This window comes from Streptomyces sp. NPDC101132 (genome assembly GCF_044759225.1).
GTDB lineage: Bacteria > Actinomycetota > Actinomycetes > Streptomycetales > Streptomycetaceae > Streptomyces.
In genome coordinates, this window is sequence record NZ_JBIVYX010000012.1 from 51,594 (window position 1) to 73,046 (window position 21,453).

The following is a 21,453-nucleotide window of genomic DNA, read 5'->3' on the forward strand; positions in this document are numbered from 1 at the left end:
ATCGGGGGCATGGCTACCGACACCCCTTCCGCCGCCGTGCCGGACCAGGACGCGATCCTGGACGCGCTGGCGACGGTCAACGACCCTGAGATCCACCGGCCGATCACCGAGCTCGGGATGGTCAAATCGGTGGAGATCGGCGACGGCGGGTCGGTCGCCGTCACCGTGTACCTGACGGTCTCCGGCTGCCCCATGCGGGACACCATCACGCAGAACGTCCGCGAGGCCGCGCTGAAGGTCGCCGGCGTCACCTCGGTCGAGGTGTCGCTGGAGGTCATGAGCGACGCCCAGCGCAAGGAGCTGGCCGCCACGCTGCGCGGCGGCACCGCCGAGCGCGAGGTGCCCTTCGCCAAGCCCGGCTCGCTGACCCGCGTGTACGCCGTCGCGTCCGGCAAGGGCGGCGTCGGCAAGTCCTCCGTCACGGTCAACCTGGCCGCCGCCATGGCCGCCGACGGCCTGAAGGTCGGCGTGGTCGACGCCGACATCTACGGCCACAGCGTGCCCCGCATGCTCGGCGTGGACGGCAAGCCCACCCAGGTCGAGAACATGATCATGCCGCCGTCCGCGAACGGCGTGAAGGTCATCTCCATCGGCATGTTCACCCCGGGCAACGCGCCGGTCGTCTGGCGCGGCCCGATGCTGCACCGCGCCCTCCAGCAGTTCCTGGCGGACGTGTTCTGGGGCGACCTGGACGTGCTGCTGCTGGACCTGCCCCCGGGCACCGGCGACATCGCGATCTCCGTGGCCCAGCTGGTGCCCAACGCCGAGATCCTGGTCGTGACCACCCCGCAGCAGGCCGCCGCCGAGGTGGCGGAGCGGGCCGGCTCCATCGCCGTACAGACCCACCAGAAGATCGTGGGCGTCGTCGAGAACATGTCCGGGCTGCCGTGCCCGCACTGCGACGAGATGGTCGACGTGTTCGGCACGGGCGGCGGCCAGCTGGTCGCCGAGGGCCTGACGAAGACCACCGGCGCCACGGTGCCGGTGCTGGGCCAGATCCCGATCGACGTCCGCCTGCGCGAGGGCGGCGACAACGGCAAGCCGGTGGTCCTGGCGGACCCGGACTCCCCCGCCGGATCGGCGCTGCGCGCCATCGCCGGCAAGCTGGGCGGCCGCCAGCGCGGCCTGTCGGGCATGTCGCTGGGCATCACCCCGCGCAACAAGTTCTGAGCACCGGCCGAAGGGCGCCGCTCCGCGAGCGGCGCCCTTCGGCGTACCCGGCTACTGGTACGCGGTGATGTCCCCGACCGCCGAGAAGGCCAGCCCGTACGCGCTCATCCCGCGCCCGTACGCCCCGAGGTGGACGCCCGCGCCGGTGGAGCCGGCCAGCACCCAGCCGAACTCGGACTCGCGGTAGTGGAAGACCGTCGGCACGCCGTCCACCGGCAGCGACAGCGTCGACCAGTCCGGCCCCTCCAGGTCGTCGGCCAGCTCCCAGGCGGTCTCGGTCTGCTGGTCCAGCCAGTCGCTGCGCAGGGAGTGGTCCATCTGGCCGGGCCAGGTGAAGGCGAGCAGCCCGGAGCCGGCGAGCCAGGCGGCGGAGGAGACCGAGGTGGCCTCCAGGACGCCCGTGCCGTCGCCGCTGCGCCGCAGCGGGTTGCTGGCGACGGTGACGACGACCGCGAAGCGCTCCTTCTCCCCGTTGCCGATCTCGCCGCGGACCGACGGCTCGTCGCCGTGGCCCACGGACCCGTGCTCGACGGTGCCGTCCGCGCCGGTGCCGACCTGCATCAGCCAGCGCGGGCCGGTGAAGGCCTCGTCCAGGCCGTACCAGGGGAAGCCGGCGCGCAGGAAGCCCTCCGCGTTGCGGCGGGCGGCCGGGACGGCCGCGGCCTCCTGCGCCCTGGGCTCGGTGGTATTTCGTCCGGGGGCCTCGGGCCCCGGGGCCTCCTGGGGCGGGGGCTCGCCCTCCGTACGCGCCTGGTCGGCCGTACGCACCTGGTCAAGGGTGCCGGCCTGGTCCGCCGTACGCACCGGCTGCTCCGCCGGTTGAACCCCTACCCGACTCGTGGTCTCCATCAGGGCCGCCTCTCGTTCCGTGGTGTCCGGAGCGGCCCGCCCCCCTCGGGCGTCCTGGATCCGGACAGATGGAGGATAGCCATCCGAGTCCGGCACGCCGGGCAGGAGCGGAATCAGGTGGCGTCGATGTCGAACCGCGCGCGCTGGTCGCCGGCCGGCTCGGCGGGCTTCTTCACGAGGTCGGGACCGGCGCCGCCGGACGGCGCGGCGGTCTCGGGCTCGCGGCCGTTGACCGAGTCCGCGACGTCGTTGATCTCCTTGCGGAGGTCGAGGCTGCTGCGGATCTCCTTCAGGTCCTCGTTCTCGGTCAGCTGCTTCTTGATGAACGTCTTGGGGTTCAGGTCCTCGAACTCGAAGTCCTTGAACTCGGGGCCCAGTTCGGACCGGATGTCCTGCTTGGCGCTGTCCGAGAACTCACGGATCCTGCGGATGAACCGGGAGACGTCCTGGATCACCTTGGGGAGCTTGTCGGGGCCGAAGATGAGCACGGCGAGGACCACGAGCGTGACCAGCTCGAGTGCGCCTATGTCAGTGAACACCTTGCCGCTCCTCGGTTCTCTTCGTGCGGGCCCGCACAACGGTACCCGGCGCCGCTCGGCGGCCGGTACTCCGTGTGATGCTTCACCCCTTCGTCACGACCCGTTGGCCGAGCCGAGCACCACCCGTACCGTCTGCTCGCGACCGCCGCGGAGCAGGGTCAGGGTCAGCGGGTCGCCGGGCCGGTGGGCGCGGATCTTGATGATCAGCTCCTCGCCGTTGTGCACCCGGGTGCCGTCCACCTTGGTGATCACGTCGCCGGGGCGAATGCCCGCCGTGGCTCCGGGTCCGCCGGGCGTGACCGGCGACTTCCCGTCGCGCTCCTTCGTGCCGACGCGGGCTCCGTCGCCGGTGTACTGCATGTCGAGGGTGACGCCGATCACGGGGTGGGTGGCGGTGCCCTTGGCGATCAGTTCCTCGGCGACGCGCTTGCCCTGGTTGACGGGGATGGCGAAGCCCAGGCCGATGCTGCCGGACTGGTGCTGCTTGCCGTCGTCCCCCTCGCCGGAGTCGCCGGCGGCGCGGATCGCGCTGTTGATGCCGATGACGCGGCCGCTGGCGTCGAGCAGCGGGCCGCCGGAGTTGCCGGGGTTGATCGGGGCGTCCGTCTGGAGGGCGTCGACGTACGAGACGTCGCTGCCGTCGGCCTTGTCGCCGCCCGCGGTGATGGGGCGCTCCTTGGCGCTGATGATGCCCGCGGTGACCGTGTTGGACAGGTCGAAGGGGGCGCCGATGGCGACGACGGGGTCGCCGACGCGGACGTTCTCGGAGTTGCCGAGCGGCAGCGGCTTGAGGCCGCGGACCCCGTTGACCTTGACGACGGCCAGGTCGTAGCCGGCGTCACGGCCCACGATGGTCGCGGCGGCCGTCTCGCCGCCGCTGAAGGTGACCGTTATGCGGCCGCTGCCGGCCGCCGCGTCGACCACGTGGTTGTTGGTCAGGATGTGGCCCCGGCCGTCGATCACGAAGCCGGTGCCGGTGCCGGCCTGGCCACCGCCCTGGACGTGCAGGGTGACCACGCCGGGCAGGGCGCGGGCGGCGATGCCGGCCACGCTGTCCGGGGCGCGGTCGGACCGCTCCGGGGCGGCCTGCGGGAGTTCGATGCTGGTGGTGGCGCTGCGCTCGGCCCAGACGCCGATGCCGCCGCCGAGACCGCCGGCCAGCAGGGCGATCAGCACGGCGCCGGCGACCGCCCGTCCGGGGCGTCCCGTGCGGGCGGGCACGGAACCGCCGTCGGCGACCTGGAGCGGGGAGGCCCAGGGGTCGTACCGGGTGCCGGCGGGGGCCGGGGCGCCGTAGGGCGAGGCGTAGGGGTCGGCCGGGGGCGCTGCGTACGGGTCCGCCGGGGCGGCGTACGGGTCTGCCGGGGGCGCGGCGTACGGCGAGGGGCCGGCCTGCGGTGCCGGAGCGCCGTGCGCTGCGGGGGCGGCCCCGGGCGCGGCGAACCCGGCCGGCGCGGGCGCGGCGGGCGCGGGCGCTTCCGGCGCGGGCGGCGCCTCGGCGGTCCCGGCCGGTGCGGCCTGCGCCTCGGCTGAGGTGGCCGGGACGGTCGCGGCCTCCACGGCTGCGACCGGCTCGGCCGGCTGCGCGGGCGCGGATGCGGGTACGGGCTCCCCGGCGGCCGGGGACTCCGGCGCGTCGGCGGAGGTCCGCGGGGGCGGGAGCGTCTCGCGGGGCGGCGGCGTGGGCGACCCCGGCCGGCTCCACCACCGCGGCTGCGGCACGGGATCCGAGTGGGTCGGACGGCCGTCGTTCATGCGCTACTCCCCGCGGGATCCGGACCGCACACCCGGTCGAGCGTGCCCGACCAGGATTCAACCAGGTCCGGGCCCCCGGGTCCCGCCTCGGGGGCGGTTCCCGGCCGCGCACGAAGCGCTCGCCTCCGCCGCTCTCGGCCCGCCGGCTCCCCGTCGCGCCCCCGGGGACCGCGCCGCGGCCCCGGACGTGGCGACGCCCCGGATCCGGGCGCGTCTCCGGCCGGCCCTCCCCGGCAGCCGGAGCGCCCCGCGTGCCCCCGCGCTCAGCGCGTGAGCGAAACCGGCTTCGGCGCGGGCGTGACCACCGGGGGCAGCTGTGCCGGGTACGAGGCCGCCGGGGTGAGCAGCGGGGCGCGCACCGGGCGGTCCACCCGCTCGCGCAGCCGCTCGTCGGCGACCGACAGCATCCCCGAGCGCGCCGGGGTGACCCCGTCGCCCCGCTGCGCGGGCTCCGCGACCGGGTCCATGGGCATGGCTCCGCCCAGGGCGATCGCGGCGACCGACACCGCACCGGCCGCGGCGAAGGCGAACCGGCGCCCGCGGGTCGCGGGGGCGGTGTACTCCGCGGCGAACGGCGCCCGGCGGCCCGCGTCCGCGGACGGGCGCGGGGCCGGCGCGGCCGTGGGGAACCCTCCGTCGGCCGGCGTGAGGTACCCGCCGTCACCGCCGCCGGGCATTCCGCCGCCGGGGAGTCCCTGGAGGCGGGCCAGCAGCCCTTCGGACGGCAACGGCACCGAGGTCTCGGTGAACAGGCTCTTCACCCGCCGCTGCGCGTCGGCCTCGGCCTTGCAGCGCGGACAGGTGGCCAGATGGGCGAGGACGCGCTCGCGCGCGTCGTGGTTCAGCTCCCCGTCCACCAGGGCGGCGAGCCGGTCGCCCAGGTGGTGTTCGGCAGGAGAGGGACTGACTCCGCTCACTCGTTTCCGCCCTCTCCTCCCACTGCCGCGAGTGCGCGCTGCTCCGCCCGGACCTCCGGGGAACGGTGCTTGAGCGCCTTGCGCAGGTGCGAACGGCCTCGGTGGATGCGGCTGCGCACGGTGCCGAGCTTCACGCCGAGCGTGGCGGCGATCTCCTCGTACGACAGCCCCTCGATGTCGCAGAGCACGACGGCCGCGCGGAACTCCGGCGCCAGGGTGTCCAGCGCCTGCTGGACGTCGGCGTCGAAGTGCGTGTCGTGGAGCACCTGCTGCGGGGAGGGCTCGCGGCTGGGCAGCCGCTCGGCGGCGTCGTCGGCGAGCGCGTCGAACCTGATCCGCTGCTTGCGGCGGACCATGTCGAGGAAGAGGTTGGTGGTGATCCGGTGCAGCCAGCCCTCGAAGGTGCCGGGCGTGTACGTGGACAGCGACCGGAAGACACGGACGAAGACCTCCTGCGTGAGGTCCTCGGCATCGTGCTGGTTGCCCGTGAGGCGGTAGGCCAGCCGGTAGACGCGCGCGCTGTGGGTGCTGACGATCTCCTCCCACGAGGGCGGAGTCCACACCTGCGTGCCCGCATCTGCGGCGAAGGTCGCGGTGGTTGCGGTCGGAGCGGAGTGGAAACGGTCAGCGATGTCAGTCACGGATTTCGGCTCACCCGCCGACCTGAAGAGGCGTCTGATCACGCCCCCACGATCCACAGGCGCAGCCGCACCTCCCCTGTCGGCTCTGGTGGTGTCCAGTGGAGCCCCTACCATAGCCACCCCGTCCGTCAGCTCCGGATAAGTGTTTTTACGCGAACTTTGCACGGGTGCCGCGGGCCGGTCGGACCGCCGCTCCCCGTCCTCTCAACGGCCGGTCCCATCTGCGGGTTCCCATGGCCAACGGATACAGTCACCGTTGCGCCAACTACGGGGACAGGAGAGGGTCATTAGCGGCAACCGGCAGACGAGCTGGGCGTTCGCCGACGCGTTTGTCGCCGAGGACGACGCGCTGCGGTGGGCCCGCGACCGGGCGAGGGAGGCGGGCCTGCGTTCCGTCACCCCCGGCACCGGCGCCGCGCTGCGCCTGCTCGCCGCCACCGCGGACGCCAAGGCCGTGGCGGAGATCGGTACCGGTACGGGCGTCTCCGGCATCCACCTGCTGCACGGGATGCGCCCCGACGGCGTGCTGACCACGGTGGACCCCGAGCCCGACCGCCAGGCCTTCGCCCGGCAGGCCTTCCGGGCGGCGGGCTTCGCAGGCAACCGGGCCCGCTTCATCCCCGGCCGCGCCCTGGACGTCCTGCCCCGCCTCGCGGACGGCGGGTACGACCTCGTCTTCTGCGACGGCGATCCGGCGGAGTCGCTGGACTACCTCGCTGAATCGTTGCGGCTGCTGCGACCCGGAGGCCTGGTGTGCTTCGAGGGCGTCTTCGCGGACGGCAGGACGGTCGACTCCGCCACGGCGACGGTCGAGGTGCTGCGGGTGCGCGAGCTGCTGCGGGCGGTCCGGGAGAGCCCGGCGCTCCAGGCGGCGGTGCTGCCGGTGGGCGACGGCCTGCTGTGCGCGGTACGCCGCTGACGCGCGCCGGCGCGAGCGGTACGGGGCGGACGACGCGCCCCGGGCGGTACGGGTCCGGGAACGGCAGAGGTCCGGGAACGACGCCGCCCCGGCCGTGCGGGGCACGACCGGGGCAGCGGAAGATCAAAAGGGCCGACGCGTCAGCCGACGACCTGCTTCAGGGCGTCACCGAGGGCCTCGGCCTCGTCCGGGGTCAGCTCGACGACAAGCCGACCGCCGCCTTCGAGCGGAACGCGCATGACGATGCCCCGCCCCTCCTTGGTCACCTCGAGCGGGCCGTCACCCGTCCGCGGCTTCATGGCCGCCATGCTCGTTCCCCTTCCTGAAACCAGCTCATCGTCAGCCGACGGCCCCATTCAGGCGCCTAGTACCCGGCATCGAACACATTGCTTCCCAGCCATTATCCCGCATGTCAGGACCCGATGACCAACATCGGCCGGGAACGCTTGCGCAACGCGCTTGGCCAAAACCACTCATTTCGGGGATCCAGCTGCGATACTTCGCCGCCGCGTGTCCGGGACGTGACCCACGGCGCGACCGGATTCTTTGACGCACATCACATGCCCGCCTCCGGGGATCTCCGCCATGCTGACCCTTGTACCGGCCAGTACCGATCCGCTGGCCGGGTCCGCGACGGAGGGGACACCACCTGCCATGGCAGACACCGTGCTGTACGACGTGACCGACGGGCTCGCGACGGTCACGCTGAACCGGCCGGAAGCGATGAACTCGCTCAACACGGAGCTGAAGGTCGCCCTGCGGGACACCCTGCTGGCCGCCGGCTCCGACCCGGAGGTCCGCGCGGTCCTGCTGACCGCCACCGGCCGGGCCTTCTGCGTGGGCCAGGACCTGAAGGAGCACATCGGAGCCCTGGCGGCGACCCGCGAGTCGGGCTCCGGCAACGCGCTGAGCACGGTGCGCGAGCACTACAACCCGATCGTCCGGGCGATCACCGAGATGCCGAAGCCGGTCGTCGCCGGGGTCAACGGCGTCGCGGCGGGCGCGGGCTTCGGCTTCGCGCTGGCCGCCGACTACCGGGTGGTGGCCGACAGCGCGAGCTTCACCACCGCCTTCGCCGGGGTCGGCCTGTCCTCCGACTCGGGCCTCTCCTGGACCCTGCCCCGGTTCATCGGCGCCGGCCGCGCCGCCGACCTGCTGCTCTTCCCGCGGTCGATCTCCGCCCGGGAGGCCGACGAGCTGGGTCTGGTGAACCGTCTCGTGCCCGCCGAGGAGCTGGCCGCCACGGCCGCCGAGGTGGCCCGCCGCCTCGCGGACGGGCCGACCGTCGCGTACGCCTCCATCAAGGAGGCCCTGGCCTTCGGTGCCGGCGCGCAGCTGGCCGACGCGCTGGAGAAGGAGGACGAGCTCCAGACCCGGGCCGGTGCCTCCGAGGACCACACGATCGCGGTGCAGGCGTTCGTCGCCAAGGAGCGGCCGAAGTTCCTGGGCCGCTGAGCCGGCGAGGGGGTGCGGGCTCCCCGCCCCACCCCCGGCCGCGTGTCGCCGGCCCGTCCTTCAGCGCGCCGAGCAGTCGGCCAGGTGGTCGTTGACCAGGCCGCACGCCTGCATCAGCGCGTACGCCGTGGTCGGCCCGACGAAGCGGATACCGGCCTTCTTCAGGGCCTTCGACAGGGCCGTGGACTCCGGGGTGACCGCGGGCACGTCCGCCAGGGACAGCGGGGCCGGCCCGGCCGGGTCGGGCGCGTGCGACCAGATCAGCTCGTCCAGCTCCCCGGGCTCCCACCCGGCCAGCACCCGGGCGTTGGCCAGGGTCGCCTCGATCTTCGCGCGGTTGCGGATGATGCCGGGGTCCGCGAGCAGCCGGGCCGCGTCCGTCTCGTCGTACTCCGCGACCGCCGCGATGCTGAAGCCGGCGAAGGCCGTCCGGAAGCCCTCGCGACGGCGCAGGATCGTGATCCACGAGAGCCCGGACTGGAAGGCCTCCAGGCACAGCCGCTCGTACAGCGCGTCGTCGCCGTGGACCGGCTTGCCCCACTCCTCGTCGTGGTACGCCACGTAGTCCTCGGTGGACAGGCCCCAGGGACAGCGCAGCAGGCCGTCGGCGCCCGCGACCGCCCCGCTCATCGCCGCTCCCCCTCCTCGCCCTCGGCGCGGTCCCGCTTGAAGAGGTCCGGGCCGCCCACCGCCGTGGCCTGGGCGCCGGCCAGCGCGGCCTCCAGGCCCGCGATCCGCGCGTCCCGCTCGGCGAGCTCGGCGCCCAGCCGGGACAGGACGTCGTCCACCTCGGCCATGCGGTAGCCCCGGGCGCCGACCGGCAGCCGCAGAGCGTCTATGTCCGCCCTGGTCACGGGCCGGGTCTCGGGCAGCGCGTCCGCCACCACCTCGCGCTCCGCCTCGGGGAGCACGGCCTCCTCGCCCCCGCCCACGACGGCGAGCGTGACCCCGGCGACGACCACGACCAACGCGATCAGCAAGAACCAGAACACGATCAACTCCCCAGTGCCGGACTGTCCGGTCACGATCGTGCCATGAGCCACCGACCGTTAAGGTCGAGGGCAGGGACACGAGGAGGAAAAACAGGGTGCTGCGACTGGGCAGGCGCGAGTTCGCCACGCACGAGCCGGTGATCATGGCGATCGTGAACCGGACCCCGGACTCCTTCTACGACCAGGGCGCGACCTTCCGCGACGCGCCGGCCCTGGACCGGGTGGAGCAGGCGGTCGCCGAGGGCGCCGCGATCATCGACATCGGCGGGGTGAAGGCGGGGCCGGGCGAGCACGTCGACGCCGCCGAGGAGGTCCGCCGTACCGTCGGCTTCGTCGCCGAGGTGCGCCGCCGCCACCCCGACGTGGTGATCAGCGTGGACACCTGGCGGCACGAGGTCGGCGAGGCGGTCTGCGAGGCCGGGGCCGACGTGCTCAACGACGCGTGGGGCGGGGTCGACCCGAAGCTGGCCGAGGTGGCCGCCCGGTACGACGCGGGCCTGGTCTGTACGCACGCGGGCGGCGCGGAGCCGCGTACCCGGCCGCACCGGGTGGAGTACGAGGACGTGATGGCGGACGTCCTGCGGGTGACCGTGGGGCTGGCCGAGCGGGCCGCGGCCCTCGGCGTGCGCCGGGACGCGATCATGATCGACCCGGGCCACGACTTCGGGAAGAACACCCGGCACTCGCTGGAGGCCACCCGCCGGCTGGGCGAGATGACGGCCACCGGCTGGCCGGTGCTGGTCTCGCTCTCGAACAAGGACTTCGTCGGCGAGACCCTCGACAAGCCGGTCAAGGAGCGGCTGCTCGGCACCCTGGCGACCACGGCCGTCTCGGCCTGGCTGGGCGCGCAGGTCTACCGGGTCCACGAGGTGGCCGAGACCCGGCAGATCCTCGACATGGTGGCCTCGATCCAGGGCCACCGGCCCCCGGCGGCGACCCGCCGGGGACTGGCCTGACGTACGCCGGCGCCACCCGTTCCGGCGCCGGCCGCGTCCGCGCCGCTCGCGGTCCGCGCTACTTGCCGACCTCCTTGGTGACCAGGGCGATCGCCTCGTCCACGTCGTCCGTGACGTGGAACAGCAGCAGGTCACGCTCCGAGGCCTTGCCCTGGGCCACGACGGTGTTCCGCAGCCAGTCGATCAGGCCGTTCCAGTACGCGGACCCGAACAGCACGATCGGGAAGCGCGTGACCTTCTGCGTCTGCACCAGGGTGAGCGCCTCGAACAGCTCGTCCAGCGTGCCGAGTCCGCCCGGCAGCACCACGAACCCCTGCGCGTACTTCACGAACATCGTCTTGCGGACGAAGAAGTAGCGGAAGTTCAGGCCGAGGTCGACGTGCGGGTTGAGGCCCTGCTCGAAGGGCAGCTCGATGCCGAGGCCGACCGAGATGCCGTTGCCCTCGCGGGCGCCCTTGTTGGCCGCCTCCATGGCGCCGGGGCCGCCGCCGGTGATCACCGCGAAGCCGGCGTCGACGAGCGCGCGGCCGATGCGGACGCCCGCCTCGTACTCCGGCGACCCCGCCGGAGTACGGGCCGAGCCGAACACGCTGATCGCGGGCGGCAGCTCGGCCAGGGTGCCGAAGCCCTCGATGAACTCCGACTGGATCCGCAGCACCCGCCACGGATCGGTGTGCACCCACTCGGTCGGTCCGGCCGAGTCCAGCAGCCGCTGGTCGGTGGTGCTGCCCGCCTGGACCTGGTTCCGCCGCCGCAGCACCGGGCCGAGCTGCTGCTCCTCCGGCTTGCGCCGGTTGCCCTCCGGGTTGCCCATTGCGTGCTCCCTCCTGCTGATCGTTCGGATCGTTCAGAGTAGGCACACAAGGGTTGCCGGAGGCGGAATTCAGGCGGTCAGCCAGGCGCGGAGTCGTTCCTCGCAGTACAGGATGGCCTTGGTCTCGACACGCTCGTCGACCTTGTGGGCGAGCAGCGCGTCCCCGGGGCCGTAGTTCACGGCCGGGACGCCGAGGGCGCTGAAGCGCGACACGTCCGTCCAGCCGAACTTGGGCATGGGCAGGCCGCCGACGGCCTCCATGAACGCCACGGCCGCCGGGTGCGAGAGGCCCGGGAGGGCGCCGCCGCTGTGGTCGTCGACGACGAACTCGTCGACGTCGCAGTCGGCGAAGACCTCGCGGACGTGCGCCAGGGCCTCCTCCTGCGTGCGGTCGGGGGCGTAGCGGAAGTTCACGGTGACCGTGCACGCGTCGGGGATGACGTTGGTGGCCACGCCGCCCTCGATCCGCACCGCGTTGAGGCCCTCGTGGTACTCCAGGCCGTCGATCAGCGGCCGGCGCGGCTCGTACGCGGCGAGCTTCGCCAGGATCGGGCCGGCCGCGTGGATGGCGTTGGAGCCCATCCAGCTGCGGGCGGAGTGGGCCCGCTCGCCCCGGGTCTTGAGCAGCACCCGCAGCGTGCCCTGGCAGCCGCCCTCGACCTGGGCGTTGGAGGGCTCCAGGAGCACGGCGAAGTCGCCGGCCAGCCAGTCGGGGTGGGCCTCCGCGACGTGGCCCAGGCCGTTGAGGTGCGCGGCGACCTCCTCGTTGTCGTAGAAGACGAAGGTGAGGTCGCGGTTGGGCTCCGGCACGGTGGCGGCGATGCGCAGCTGGATGGCGACGCCGGACTTCATGTCGGTGGTGCCGCAGCCCCAGAGGACGCCGTTCTCGTCGAGCCGGGAGGGCACGTTGTCGGCGATCGGCACGGTGTCGAGGTGCCCGGCGAGCACGACGCGCTCGGCGCGGCCGAGGCCGGTCCTGGCCACCACGTTGTTGCCGAACCGGTCCACGGTCAGGTGCGGCAGGGCGCGCAGCGCGTGTTCGACGGCGTCGGCGAGGACCTTCTCGGTGCCGCTGACGGACGGGATGTCGACGAGCCGTGCGGTGAGTTCGGCTGCGTCCAGACTGAGGTCGAGCGCGGTATCGGGCATGTCTCCGACCCTAGCGCCCCACCGGGTGGGGGACCGGTGCCGTCCGGCCGGTGGACGCGCGGTGCGGCGGGGGCGGGCGGGGCGGGCGGTGCCCCCGGGGACCTGCCCGGCGGCCTCCCCGGGCCCGGCGGGCCCGCCGGGCAGGGGCGTCATGGTGGCCGCGGGCGACTACCGGGGCCCGAGGAAGCCTCAAGTACGGTGGGCGACGTGCCCGAATCCAGCCTGTCGCCCGACCGCCGGCACCGCCGACGCCGACGCCGTCCGCTGCGCATCGCCGCGGCCGTCTGCGTGCTGTTCGGCCTGGCCGGGTACTTCGCCGTCCAGTACGCGTCGAACGGCGGCGGCGGTGCCCCGCGGTGCACGGTACGGGCCGCGGGCGGCGGGAGCGGCGAGGGCGCCGCGTACGAGATGAGCCCGGAGCAGGCGGCGAACGCGGCGACGATCGCGGCGGTCGGCACGCGCAAGGCGCTGCCTGAGCGTGCGGTGACGATCGCGCTGGCGACCGCGATGCAGGAGTCCGGGCTGCGGAACCTGGACCACGGCGACCGGGACTCCCTGGGCCTCTTCCAGCAGCGGCCCTCGCAGGGCTGGGGCACCCCGGAAAAGATCATGGACCCGGTGTACTCGGCCGGGATCTTCTACGACCGGCTGGTGAAGGTGCGCGGCTACTCGCGGCTGCCGCTGACGGTGGCCGCGCAGAAGGTGCAGCTCAGCGGGTTCCCGCAGGCGTACGCGAAGCACGAGCCGGACGCGCAGCTGCTGGCCGGCGCGCTGACCGGGCGGGAGCCTGCGACGCTGCGCTGCGGTGGTCCCGCGGGGCAGGAGCAGGGGTCGGCGGGCAGGGTGCGGGCCGAGCTGGTGCGGGACTTCGGGCCCGGCGTGCTGCCGGGCGGCGCGAAGGGCGCGTCCGCGCCGGGCGCTCCGCTGTCCGTCACGGTGCCGTCGGAGCGGCGGGGCTGGGCGGTGGCGCACTGGGCGGTGGCGCGGGCGGCGGAGCTGCGTCTGGACCGGGTGGAGTTCGACGGCAAGGTGTGGACGGCGGGCCGCCACGGCGGCACGTGGCGGGCCGGCACGGCACCGCGCGACGAGATCCTCCTGACGGTCACCCCCCGCCGCTAGGTCGTCCCCCTCCCCCGGCCCCGCACACGGCCCGGTCCGGCCCGGCCCGGTCCGAAGGGCACGGTCCGGCGGCGCCGGCCGTACGGACGTCCGGGCGGTCACCCTCAGGGAGCAGCGGCCCGGAGGCGTGCCGGAAGGGTTCGGCACCGCCCTGACCAGGTGCTCGTACGGTTTTCACCGCAGCCGATAATGCGATGCGTTACCAATCCTTTACCTGTGGTCACCGCAACCAACCCCGCCCCGCGAGCTGTTGTCACGGCGTACGGCACGATCCCCCAGCTTCAAGGAGCACCATGTCCCTCCCCCTGACCCGCCGGATCGCCCGCACCGCGCTGCTGCTCGCGGCCGGGGCGGCACCCGTGGTCGGTGCGGCCGGCGCGGCGAGCGCCGCGGAGGCCACGACCGCCCCCCAGCTCGGCTCGCTGACCGCCACCGCCGAGGAGTCCGCCAGCGGCCTCACCGGCAGCGCCACCTCCCTGCTCGGCGAGACCGCCGGCCAGGCGTCCGAGAGCGGGCTGCCCGCGGCCGACGGAGTCGCGGGGAAGCTCCCCGCCGCCGACGGGGTCGCGGGGAAGCTGCCCGCCGCCCCGCCCTCCCTGGGCGGACTGCCGGTCGGCGGTGTCGCCACCGGCCAGCTGCCCGTCCCGTCCCCCCTCGGCTGACACCCCCTCCTCGGCCAGGGACGCCGAAGGCCCCGGAGCGCGTGCTCCGGGGCCTTCGGCACGACCAGGGGCCGTTACGCGGCGGCCGCGCCCAGCCGCTTCACGGCGGCGGCCACCCGCTCGTCGGTGGCGGTGAACGCCACCCGGACGAAGCCGGCGCCCGCGGTGCCGTAGAAGTCGCCCGGCGCCACCAGGATGCCCAGCTCCGCGAGGTACGCCACGGTGTCCCAGCACGGCTCGTCCCGCGTGGCCCACAGGTAGAGGCTGGCCTCGCTGTGCTCGATCCGGAAGCCGTGGGCCTCCAGCGCGCCCTTGAGGGCCGCGCGACGGGCGGCGTACCGCTCGCGCTGCTCGGCCACGTGCGCGTCGTCGCCGAGGGCGGCGGCGGTGGCGGCCTGCACGGGGGCGGCGGTCATCATGCCGCCGTGCTTGCGGATCTGGAGCAGCTCGCCCAGCACCGCGGCGTCACCGACCAGGAAGGCGGCGCGGTAGCCGGCCAGGTTGGAGCGCTTGGAGAGCGAGTGGACGGCGACGAGGCCGTCGAAGGAGCCGCCGCAGACGTCCGGGTGCAGGACGGAGACCGGGTCGGCCTCCCAGCCCAGCTCCAGGTAGCACTCGTCGGAGAAGACCAGCACGCCGTGCTCGCGGGCCCAGGCCACGATCCGGACCAGGTCCTCCTTCGGCAGCACGCGGCCCGTCGGGTTGGACGGCGAGTTCAGCCACAGCAGCTTCAGCCCCGCCGGGTCCAGCTCCGTCGGGTCGTCGTAGACCACCGGCTCGGCACCGCACAGCCGGGCACCGACCTCGTACGTCGGGTAGGCGAGCCGGGGGTACGCCACCCTGTCGCCCGGGCCGAGGCCCAGCTGGGTCGGCAGCCAGGCCACCAGCTCCTTGGAGCCGACCACCGGGAGGACGTTGGTGTGCGCGACGGAGGCCGCGCCGAGGCGCCGCTCCGCCCAGCCGGCGATCGCGTCGCGCAGCTCGGCCGTGCCCCACACCGTGGGATAGCCCGGGGAGTCGGCGGCCGCGATCAGCGCCCGCTGGATGTGGTCGGGAACCGGGTCCACCGGGGTGCCGACCGAGAGGTCGACGATGCCGTCCGCGTGGGCCGCTGCGGTCGCCTTGTACGGCTCCAGCTTGTCCCAGGGGAAGACGGGGAGGCGGGACGATACTGCGGGCACGGTGCGCTGCTCACTTTCTCGTACGGGCTTCGGAGCGCCTCGTAGTGGCGGTACGGGGCGGGAAAACACGCCGGTCCTGTACGGCGGGGCCGTACAGGACCGGGGGTGTCACCTCAGTGACCGGCGTTGATGTCGGCCGGGAGGGCCGCGATGAACGGGTGGTCACGCTCGATCAGGCCGAGCTTGGAAGCACCACCGGGCGAACCGAGCTCGTCGAAGAACTCGACGTTCGCCTTGTAGTAGTCCTTCCACTCTTCCGGAGTGTCGTCCTCGTAGAAGATCGCCTCGACGGGGCAGACCGGCTCACAGGCACCGCAGTCGACGCACTCGTCGGGGTGGATGTAAAGGGACCGGGAACCCTCGTAGATGCAGTCGACGGGGCACTCTTCGATACAGGCCTTGTCCTTGACGTCGACACAAGGCTCCGCGATGACGTAGGTCACGCTCTCGTTCCTCCTCGGTAGGGCTGTCCAAATCGCGCGGGAGCGCGGCGTCGTCGATGCCCGCACCTAGTATCTCCGTTCCGGGGCACGATCCGAACAGGAGGGGCGTACAGAGCTGTGGAAATCACTGCCGGTGGACGGTTTGAAGTGCGCATCACCCCGGCTGACGTGGGTAAACGCGTCTCTGTACGCCGCCTGAACCCCGAGCGGGACGGCACGGGCACCTTCACTGACACGGTCGGTGTTCTCACATCCTGGAACGAGGGTGTGCTGCTGATCACACGGCGGACCGGGGAAACCGTCCGCATCGCGGAATCGACGCTGGTCGCGGGCAAGATTGTGCCCCCTGCCCCGGCGCGCCGACGCGGTCCTGCGGCGGGTTTCGAGGAGCTCGCGACCGTCTCCGCCCGGGCCTGGCAGCCGGTGGAGAGCGAGCGCCTGGGCGAGTGGGAGCTGCGGGCAGCCGCCGGATTCACCCGGCGTGCCAACTCGGTGCTGCCGCTCGGTGATCCGGGGGTGCCGCTCGACGATGCACTCGCCCGGGTGACCTCCTGGTACGCGGAACGGGGACTTCCGGCGTACGCACAGGTAGCCACCGGCGCCGAGGGAACGCAGGAGGCGCTCTGCGTGGAGCTGGAGCGGCGCGGCTGGGTGCGCGAGGTGTCGGCCGAGGTGCGGATCGCCGCGCTGGCGCCGATCGCGGACGCCGCGGCGGACGTGTCCCGGGTGCGGCTGTCCCGTACCGCGGACGCGGCCTGGATGGCCCGCTACCAGCGCTCCGGCGAGGCGTCCCCCGAGGTGGTGAAGGTGCTGTCGGCCGGGCCCTCGGTGTGGTTCGCGACCACGACGGCCGAGGACGGCGAGGCCGCGGCGATCGGCCGGTGCGTCGTGGACGGGCGGTGGGCCGGGTTCATGGCCGTGGAGGTCGCGCCGGAGCGCCGCCGCGAGGGGCTGGCGAGCGCGGTGATGGCGGCGCTGGCGCGGCGGGCGCTGGAGGAGGGCGCCTCGGCCGCCTGGCTGCAGGTCGAGACGGACAACGCGGGCGCGCTGGCCCTGTACGACGGCCTGGGCTTCGCCCCGCACCACGCGTACCACCACTTCCGCGCCCCGGCGGTGCCGTGAGCGGCCGCGAGGAGTTCGCCCGGGAGGCCCGGTCCGAGCGGCCGGACCTCGCGCGGCTGTGCCTGCTGCTGGCGGCGGAGCTGGACCCCGCGCTGGACGAACGCGGGATGGACGAGGCCGAGATGGAGCTGGACCGGCTGGCCGGCGAGCTGCCGTACGGGCTGCGCGGCGGCGGCCGCTGGGCCTCGGCGATGGCCGCGCTGCTCGGCGGCCGGTACGGCTTCCAGGGCGTGCCGGTGGACTACCAGCGGCTGGACTCCTCGCTGCTGCACGAGGTGCTCCGGCGCCGGCGCGGACTGCCGATCCTGCTGTCGGTGGTGTGGATGGAGGTCGCGCGGCGGGCCGGGGCGCCGGTGTACGGGGTCGCCCTGCCGGGGCACTTCGTGGTCGGCTTCGGCGACCCGTCGGAGCACGTGCTGGCCGACCCGTTCTCCGGCGGCCGGCCGCTGACCGGCGCGGACGCGGAGCTGCTGGTGGTGAGCGCGACGGGCGCGCCGCTGGCCCCCGGGCACCTGGAGCCCGCTCCCCCGCTGGAGATCGTGCTGCGGATCCTGAACAACGTACGGGCGTGGGCGGGGGCCCGGCCCGAGCAGTGCGGGGTGCAGCTGGCGGCCACGGAGCTGTCGCTGCTGCTGCCGTCCCACCCGGCCCGGCTGCGCTACGAGCGGGCCCAGCTGCTGGTGCAGCGCGGCGAGTTCCTGCGCGGCGCGGCGGAGCTGGAGGGGTACGCCGAGGTGATGGGCGCGGTGGACGAGGCCGCGGCGGAGCGGATCCGCGCGGAGGCGGCAGCGGCCCGCGCGATGCTCAACTGACCCGTCGGGGACCGGCCCTTCACCGCTCGTCGTCGCGGTCCTTGTGCTTCTGGTAGTAGCGGGCAACCCGGGCCCGGTTGCCGCAGACGGACGGCACGCACCAGCGGCGGCGCGGGTGGGCGGGCAGGAAGAGCAGCACGCAGTCGTGGCCCTCGCACTGGCGGACCTTCCCCAGGCGCGGGTCGAGGAGCAGCTCGGCGACGGCCTCGGCGAGTTCGGCCGCGAGACGCTGTGCGGGGGTGCCGGGGCGCCGGGTGCCGCCCGTGAAGCCGCCGTCGGCGTCCTGGCCGAGGTGCCGGTGGGCGGGGGCGGCCGCGAGGGTTCCGTTGAGCGCCGCGAGGTCCTCGGGGGCGGCGGGGGCTCCGGAGCGCGCGGCGCCGATGAGGCGGGCGGCGGTGTCCCGTACCGCGTGGACGGCGGCGAGTTCCGCAGGTCCCGCGCCGGGGCGTTCCCCGAGGCGGTCGGCCTGGGTGCCGAGCCAGGCCGTGAGGGCTTCCGGGGTGGCGATGAGGTCCACCGTGCCGTCGAGGACGCGGGTGTTGACCAGGTCCAGGGCGAGCGGTTCGCCGGTGAGGGGGAACGGTGCGGTCATGCCCTAATGCTACAGCGACCCATTGACACGTTAGAAGTGATCGCCGATGCTGGGAGCCACCCGGCAGCTAATGGGTCTTTTCCTCGTGGAGGCATGTGATGAGCGGCTCGGCGCAGATCGTCCACCGGTACGTCGAGGTCGACGGGGTCCGGGTCTTCTACCGCGAGACCGGGCCGGCCGACGCGCCCGTCCTGCTCCTGCTGCACGGCTTCCCCTCCGCCTCCCACCAGTACCGGCGCCTGATGGAGACCCTGGGCGGCGAGTTCCGCCTGGTGGCCCCGGACTACCCGGGGTTCGGCCGCACCGAGGCGCCCGCGGGGTTCACGTACACCTTCGACCGGCTCGCCGACGTCACCGAGGGCTTCGTCACCGCCCTCGGCCTGGAGCGCTTCGCCCTCTACGTCTTCGACTTCGGGGCGCCGGTGGGCTTCCGGATCGCCGTCCGCCGCCCCGAGTGGATCACGGGTCTGGTGGTGCAGAACGGCAACGCGTACGAGGACGGACTCTCCGACGCGGCCCGGGGGTTCATCGCCCTGCGCCGCGAGGTCCCGGGCGACGTCGAGCGGATAAGGGGCCTGCTGACCCCCGAGGGCACCCGCTTCCAGTACGAGACCGGCGCCGCCGACCCGGCCCGCCTCGACCCCGACAGCTGGACCCTCGACCAGCACTTCCTGGAACTCCCCGGCCGCAAGGACGCCCAGGTGGACCTGGCCCTGGACTACCGCTCCAACGTGGCGCGCTACCCCGAGTGGCAGGCCTGGCTGCGCGCGTACGCGCCGCCGGCGCTGGTCGTCTGGGGCACCGGCGACCCGTTCTTCAGCACGCCCGGCGCCCGCGCGTACCTGCGCGACCTGCCCGAGGCGCGGCTGCACCTCTTCGAGACGGGCCACTTCGCGCTGGAGGAGCGGCTGCCGGAGATCGCCCCGCTGGTCGCGGACTTCCTGCGCGACCTGGCGTAGCCGTTCCGCGCAGCTCCCGCCGGGCGCAGGCGGGCGGAGCCCGGCCCGCAGGCGCGAGGGCCCCTCCTCGCGCGGAGGGGCGTCGCGGGTCAGCTCGGGTCGAGCTCGATCTCGGCGGTGCGCTCGGCGGCGGTCTTGCCGCGCAGCGCCTGCCGGAGCACGCCGACCACGTCCTCCGGCTTGACCGGGGTCTTCTCGCCGGTGCCGCGGGTGATCAGCACGCCGTCGAAGGTGTCGCCGTACAGCTCCTTGAGGGCCACCAGGTCGTACGTGTCGACGAGCTTGCCGTCCACCGCCTTGACGCCGAGGATCTTCGGCAGCGACAGGGCGGGGCCGAAGGGGATCGACTTGCCGCCGGCCTTGACGATGACCTTGCCGGACATCGCGGGCTCGGCGAACTCCTTCATCATGCGGTCGAGTTCGGCCTGGTCGATGACCGGCTCCTTCGACGTGACCGGGAGGTCCACGGCGGGGGCGCGGCCGGTCTCCAGCTGCTTCCGGTACGCCTGCTCGACGGCGGCCATCGACTTGTCGACGTCGAGGGCGTTGCCGGCCTTGCCGGGGACGGCGGTGACCTTGTTGGGCTCGAACCTGATGGTGCCCTCGACCACGGAGCCCGAGCCGCCCGCGAGGTCCTCCAGGGCGACCTGGAGCTTCTCCTCGTCGACGTGGACCACCGGGTCGGCGGCGCGTTCGTTGCCGAACAGCGAGCCGATCACGGAGAGCGGGTTGTAGTCGCTGCCCTCGGCGTTGCGGACGGTGGTCTGGCTGTCGAGGCTGAGCCCGGCCTTCTCCGGCTTGAGCTCGACCTGCCGGCCGCCGACGGTCAGCTGGATCGGCGCGGTGGCCCGGCCGCCGAAGGCCTGCTGCATCTTGCCCAGCGCCTCCTCCTTGCTGCCGCCGATGTCGACGCCCAGCACGGTGGTGCCCTTGGGCACGTCGGAGTGGTTCAGCAGCAGGCCGGCTCCGTAGGCGACGCCGAGCAGGGCGACCGCGCCGGAGCAGGCCAGCACCAGCTTCGAGCCGCCCTTGCGGGCCGCCGCGGCCTTCTTCGGCTTGGGCACCGGGCGCCGGGGCGCGGCGGCGGGGCTGCTCAGGCCGGGGCTGTCGGTACCGGGTCCCGACGGGCCGGGTCCCGCCGTACCGGGTCCGGCCGGGCCGGGGCGGCCCGGACCGGTGCCGGCGGCCGGGCCCTGCGGGAACGCGGGGGCGTCGTAGGCCGGGCGGTCGAAGGCCGAGGTGTCGACGCCGGGGGTGTCGAAGGCGGAGGTGTCGAAGCCGGGGTTCTCGACGGCGGGCGCGCCGGGCTGCGGCATCGGCGGCACGACCGGCAGCGCGCTGGTGGGCGCGTCGTCGCCGAGGTCGGGGCCGGGCCACTGCGGGGTGAAGGCACTGGTGTCGTCGTCGAGGCGGGGCGCGACCGGCATGGTGCCGAGGCCGGGTCCGGTGGTCGGGCCGGCGGGCCGACGCGGGGCGCCGTCGCCGGGGCCGCCCTGCGGGTACGCGCTGCCCGCACCCGGAGCCGGCGGCGGGAAGCCGGGGCCGCCGGGCGCCGCGGGGGCAGCCGGCACACCGGGGCCGCCCGGGCCGAAGCCGTTGCCCGCCGCCGGGCCCGCGGGGGCACCGGGGGCGAAGCCGTTGCCGGCGGGAGCGCCGGGTGCGCCGGGGCCGAAGCCGTTGCCCGCCGCCGGGCCGCCGGGGCGGCCGCCGGGCGCGCGGGGCGGCGTACCCGGGGCAGGGGCGCCGGCGCCGAAGGCACCCGCGCCGCGTGCGGCCGGGCTGCCGGGGGCACCCGGCCCGCGGCCGACGGGCCGCTGGGGCAGGCCCGCGCGCGGGCCGCCGGAACGCTGGCCCGGTCCCTGTCCGTTCATGTCCGCTCCCCCGTTGTCCGAGCCCCCCGCGGGGGACCCGGCAGCCGGGGCCGCGCCCGGTCCGGGGAGGGCGGGGCGGGACGCCGGAGGCGGGGTCGCGCCCTTGCGCGGGGCGAACCAGTCGCTCGTGGGCTCCGGCCTGGGCGCCTCCGCCGCGGCCGGGGCCGCGGGCGGCTCCTCGTTCTGCGACGCCGCGGGGGCGGGCTCCGGTTCCGCCGGGGCGTCCTCGGCGGCGACCGGCTTGCGGACGACCACGGGCGGGATCGGACGCGAACCCGGGATGTTGATCCGGATCCGGGTCGTCAGCGTGGTCTCGGTCTTGGGCTCGTCCGGTTCCAGGGAGGACGGCGCGGGCTTCGAAGTCATCGTTTGCTCCTCCGGAGCGTTCGCCCCGGTGTCCGTGGCCGGATTCTGGCGGGATCCGTACGGCGGCGTACCCGAGGGGTAGGCGGCTCCACCGCGCCCCGCGGGCCCGGAGGACGAACTGTCAGTTTCACGACTCAAGGCAGGTTCTCCCGGTTGGCTCCGCCGCCCGT

The 21,453-nt window shown here is 74.3% G+C and carries 23 protein-coding genes; 9 read left to right on the forward strand and 14 right to left on the reverse strand.

Translation table 11 applies throughout. The features are described 5' to 3' along the window. The first annotated feature begins 9 nt into the window (after window positions 1-9). The gene (locus tag ACIQUR_RS25875) at window positions 10-1,170 is read left to right on the forward strand and encodes an Mrp/NBP35 family ATP-binding protein (RefSeq protein WP_403668664.1); all 1,161 of its coding nucleotides are present in this window, start codon (window positions 10-12) and stop codon (window positions 1,168-1,170) included. 51 nt (window positions 1,171-1,221) lie between these two features. Here the strand turns inward: ACIQUR_RS25875 and ACIQUR_RS25880 are convergent, their stop codons facing one another. The 5 genes from ACIQUR_RS25880 to sigE all read right to left on the reverse strand — a co-directional run bounded on the left by ACIQUR_RS25880 (window position 1,222) and on the right by sigE (window position 5,985). After that, the gene (locus ACIQUR_RS25880) at window positions 1,222-2,019 is read right to left on the reverse strand and encodes a hypothetical protein (protein WP_403668667.1); all 798 of its coding nucleotides are present in this window, start codon (window positions 2,017-2,019) and stop codon (window positions 1,222-1,224) included. Window positions 2,020-2,132: 113 nt separating this feature from the next. Then, window positions 2,133-2,558, reverse strand: a complete 426-nt coding sequence (locus ACIQUR_RS25885) for a sec-independent translocase (RefSeq protein ID WP_403668669.1) — start codon at window positions 2,556-2,558, stop codon at window positions 2,133-2,135. 93 nt (window positions 2,559-2,651) lie between these two features. Beyond that, window positions 2,652-4,313 (reverse strand): S1C family serine protease, encoded by a 1,662-nt coding sequence (locus ACIQUR_RS25890; RefSeq protein ID WP_403668672.1) that lies wholly within the window; start codon window positions 4,311-4,313, stop codon window positions 2,652-2,654. 263 nt (window positions 4,314-4,576) lie between these two features. Further along, window positions 4,577-5,230 (reverse strand): anti-sigma factor family protein, encoded by a 654-nt coding sequence (locus tag ACIQUR_RS25895; RefSeq protein ID WP_403668675.1) that lies wholly within the window; start codon window positions 5,228-5,230, stop codon window positions 4,577-4,579. Continuing rightward, on the reverse strand, window positions 5,227-5,985 hold the full coding sequence (sigE, locus tag ACIQUR_RS25900; protein ID WP_399945031.1) for an RNA polymerase sigma factor SigE: 759 nt from the start codon (window positions 5,983-5,985) through the stop codon (window positions 5,227-5,229). Before sigE ends, ACIQUR_RS25895 begins: the two co-directional genes overlap by 4 nt. Window positions 5,986-6,127: 142 nt before the next feature. Between sigE and ACIQUR_RS25905 the strand changes: the two genes are divergently transcribed. After that, window positions 6,128-6,790, forward strand: a complete 663-nt coding sequence (locus tag ACIQUR_RS25905) for an O-methyltransferase (RefSeq protein WP_403668678.1) — start codon at window positions 6,128-6,130, stop codon at window positions 6,788-6,790. A gap of 140 nt (window positions 6,791-6,930) precedes the next feature. On the opposite strand, the gene ACIQUR_RS25910 is transcribed toward ACIQUR_RS25905, so the two are convergent. Continuing rightward, window positions 6,931-7,098, reverse strand: coding sequence for a DUF3117 domain-containing protein (locus ACIQUR_RS25910; RefSeq protein WP_006346801.1), 168 nt, complete (start codon window positions 7,096-7,098; stop codon window positions 6,931-6,933). Window positions 7,099-7,444: 346 nt separating this feature from the next. On the opposite strand from ACIQUR_RS25910, the gene ACIQUR_RS25915 reads away from it, so the two are divergent. Then, window positions 7,445-8,245 carry an enoyl-CoA hydratase/isomerase family protein gene (locus tag ACIQUR_RS25915; protein ID WP_403668682.1) on the forward strand — a complete coding sequence of 267 codons (801 nt, stop codon included), beginning with the start codon at window positions 7,445-7,447 and terminating at the stop codon, window positions 8,243-8,245. A gap of 60 nt (window positions 8,246-8,305) precedes the next feature. Here ACIQUR_RS25915 and ACIQUR_RS25920 read toward each other — a convergent pair whose 3' ends face one another. Together ACIQUR_RS25920 and ACIQUR_RS25925 are read right to left on the reverse strand one after the other, a co-directional pair. Further along, complete coding sequence (locus tag ACIQUR_RS25920) at window positions 8,306-8,875, reverse strand: DNA-3-methyladenine glycosylase I (protein WP_403668685.1); 570 nt, start codon at window positions 8,873-8,875, stop codon at window positions 8,306-8,308. Next, window positions 8,872-9,243, reverse strand: a complete 372-nt coding sequence (locus ACIQUR_RS25925; RefSeq protein ID WP_403669103.1) for a DivIVA domain-containing protein — start codon at window positions 9,241-9,243, stop codon at window positions 8,872-8,874. Before ACIQUR_RS25925 ends, ACIQUR_RS25920 begins: the two co-directional genes overlap by 4 nt. Before the next feature lie 89 nt (window positions 9,244-9,332). Between ACIQUR_RS25925 and folP the strand changes: the two genes are divergently transcribed. Beyond that, window positions 9,333-10,193, forward strand: a complete 861-nt coding sequence (gene folP, locus ACIQUR_RS25930; protein WP_403668688.1) for a dihydropteroate synthase — start codon at window positions 9,333-9,335, stop codon at window positions 10,191-10,193. Between the two features lie 58 nt (window positions 10,194-10,251). Here the strand turns inward: folP and ACIQUR_RS25935 are convergent, their stop codons facing one another. Beyond that, a complete protein-coding gene (locus ACIQUR_RS25935) occupies window positions 10,252-11,007 on the reverse strand; it encodes a TIGR00730 family Rossman fold protein (RefSeq protein WP_403668691.1) in 756 nt (251 codons plus the stop codon). A 69-nt stretch (window positions 11,008-11,076) separates the two neighbouring features. Next, window positions 11,077-12,156 (reverse strand): succinyl-diaminopimelate desuccinylase, encoded by a 1,080-nt coding sequence (gene dapE, locus ACIQUR_RS25940; RefSeq protein ID WP_403668694.1) that lies wholly within the window; start codon window positions 12,154-12,156, stop codon window positions 11,077-11,079. 207 nt (window positions 12,157-12,363) lie between these two features. Here dapE and ACIQUR_RS25945 point away from each other — a divergent pair, with 207 nt between their 5' ends. Together ACIQUR_RS25945 and ACIQUR_RS25950 are read left to right on the forward strand one after the other, a co-directional pair. After that, window positions 12,364-13,275 (forward strand): hypothetical protein, encoded by a 912-nt coding sequence (locus tag ACIQUR_RS25945; RefSeq protein WP_403668697.1) that lies wholly within the window; start codon window positions 12,364-12,366, stop codon window positions 13,273-13,275. Window positions 13,276-13,568: 293 nt separating this feature from the next. Further along, the gene (locus tag ACIQUR_RS25950) at window positions 13,569-13,937 is read left to right on the forward strand and encodes an ATP-binding protein (protein WP_403668699.1); all 369 of its coding nucleotides are present in this window, start codon (window positions 13,569-13,571) and stop codon (window positions 13,935-13,937) included. A 74-nt stretch (window positions 13,938-14,011) separates the two neighbouring features. Here ACIQUR_RS25950 and dapC read toward each other — a convergent pair whose 3' ends face one another. Together dapC and fdxA are read right to left on the reverse strand one after the other, a co-directional pair. Further along, complete coding sequence (dapC, locus tag ACIQUR_RS25955; RefSeq protein WP_403668702.1) at window positions 14,012-15,118, reverse strand: succinyldiaminopimelate transaminase; 1,107 nt, start codon at window positions 15,116-15,118, stop codon at window positions 14,012-14,014. Between the two features lie 113 nt (window positions 15,119-15,231). Further along, window positions 15,232-15,561, reverse strand: coding sequence for a ferredoxin (gene fdxA / locus ACIQUR_RS25960; protein WP_399945004.1), 330 nt, complete (start codon window positions 15,559-15,561; stop codon window positions 15,232-15,234). Window positions 15,562-15,678: 117 nt separating this feature from the next. Here fdxA and ACIQUR_RS25965 point away from each other — a divergent pair, with 117 nt between their 5' ends. Together ACIQUR_RS25965 and ACIQUR_RS25970 are read left to right on the forward strand one after the other, a co-directional pair. Next, the gene (locus tag ACIQUR_RS25965; protein WP_403668705.1) at window positions 15,679-16,683 is read left to right on the forward strand and encodes a GNAT family N-acetyltransferase; all 1,005 of its coding nucleotides are present in this window, start codon (window positions 15,679-15,681) and stop codon (window positions 16,681-16,683) included. After that, the gene (locus ACIQUR_RS25970) at window positions 16,680-17,495 is read left to right on the forward strand and encodes a transglutaminase-like domain-containing protein (RefSeq protein WP_403668708.1); all 816 of its coding nucleotides are present in this window, start codon (window positions 16,680-16,682) and stop codon (window positions 17,493-17,495) included. Before ACIQUR_RS25965 ends, ACIQUR_RS25970 begins: the two co-directional genes overlap by 4 nt. A 19-nt stretch (window positions 17,496-17,514) precedes the next feature. On the opposite strand, the gene ACIQUR_RS25975 is transcribed toward ACIQUR_RS25970, so the two are convergent. Next, the gene (locus ACIQUR_RS25975) at window positions 17,515-18,087 is read right to left on the reverse strand and encodes a CGNR zinc finger domain-containing protein (RefSeq protein ID WP_403668711.1); all 573 of its coding nucleotides are present in this window, start codon (window positions 18,085-18,087) and stop codon (window positions 17,515-17,517) included. 98 nt (window positions 18,088-18,185) lie between these two features. Here ACIQUR_RS25975 and ACIQUR_RS25980 point away from each other — a divergent pair, with 98 nt between their 5' ends. Continuing rightward, complete coding sequence (locus ACIQUR_RS25980) at window positions 18,186-19,046, forward strand: alpha/beta fold hydrolase (RefSeq protein ID WP_403668714.1); 861 nt, start codon at window positions 18,186-18,188, stop codon at window positions 19,044-19,046. Between the two features lie 89 nt (window positions 19,047-19,135). Here ACIQUR_RS25980 and ACIQUR_RS25985 read toward each other — a convergent pair whose 3' ends face one another. Then, window positions 19,136-21,283, reverse strand: coding sequence for a peptidoglycan binding domain-containing protein (locus tag ACIQUR_RS25985; RefSeq protein WP_403668717.1), 2,148 nt, complete (start codon window positions 21,281-21,283; stop codon window positions 19,136-19,138). Window positions 21,284-21,453 lie beyond the last annotated feature (170 nt).

Coding starts and splice junctions, on each gene's coding strand:
- ACIQUR_RS25875 (WP_403668664.1), top strand. CDS start 10: ATGGCTACCGACACCCCTTCCGCCGCCGTGCCGGACCAGGACGCGATC.
- ACIQUR_RS25880 (WP_403668667.1), bottom strand. CDS start 2,019: ATGGAGACCACGAGTCGGGTAGGGGTTCAACCGGCGGAGCAGCCGGTG.
- ACIQUR_RS25890 (WP_403668672.1), bottom strand. CDS start 4,313: ATGAACGACGGCCGTCCGACCCACTCGGATCCCGTGCCGCAGCCGCGG.
- sigE (WP_399945031.1), bottom strand. CDS start 5,985: ATGGTAGGGGCTCCACTGGACACCACCAGAGCCGACAGGGGAGGTGCG.
- ACIQUR_RS25910 (WP_006346801.1), bottom strand. CDS start 7,098: ATGGCGGCCATGAAGCCGCGGACGGGTGACGGCCCGCTCGAGGTGACC.
- ACIQUR_RS25915 (WP_403668682.1), top strand. CDS start 7,445: ATGGCAGACACCGTGCTGTACGACGTGACCGACGGGCTCGCGACGGTC.
- ACIQUR_RS25920 (WP_403668685.1), bottom strand. CDS start 8,875: ATGAGCGGGGCGGTCGCGGGCGCCGACGGCCTGCTGCGCTGTCCCTGG.
- ACIQUR_RS25935 (WP_403668691.1), bottom strand. CDS start 11,007: ATGGGCAACCCGGAGGGCAACCGGCGCAAGCCGGAGGAGCAGCAGCTC.
- dapE (WP_403668694.1), bottom strand. CDS start 12,156: ATGCCCGATACCGCGCTCGACCTCAGTCTGGACGCAGCCGAACTCACC.
- ACIQUR_RS25950 (WP_403668699.1), top strand. CDS start 13,569: ATGTCCCTCCCCCTGACCCGCCGGATCGCCCGCACCGCGCTGCTGCTC.
- ACIQUR_RS25975 (WP_403668711.1), bottom strand. CDS start 18,087: ATGACCGCACCGTTCCCCCTCACCGGCGAACCGCTCGCCCTGGACCTG.
- ACIQUR_RS25980 (WP_403668714.1), top strand. CDS start 18,186: ATGAGCGGCTCGGCGCAGATCGTCCACCGGTACGTCGAGGTCGACGGG.
- ACIQUR_RS25985 (WP_403668717.1), bottom strand. CDS start 21,283: ATGACTTCGAAGCCCGCGCCGTCCTCCCTGGAACCGGACGAGCCCAAG.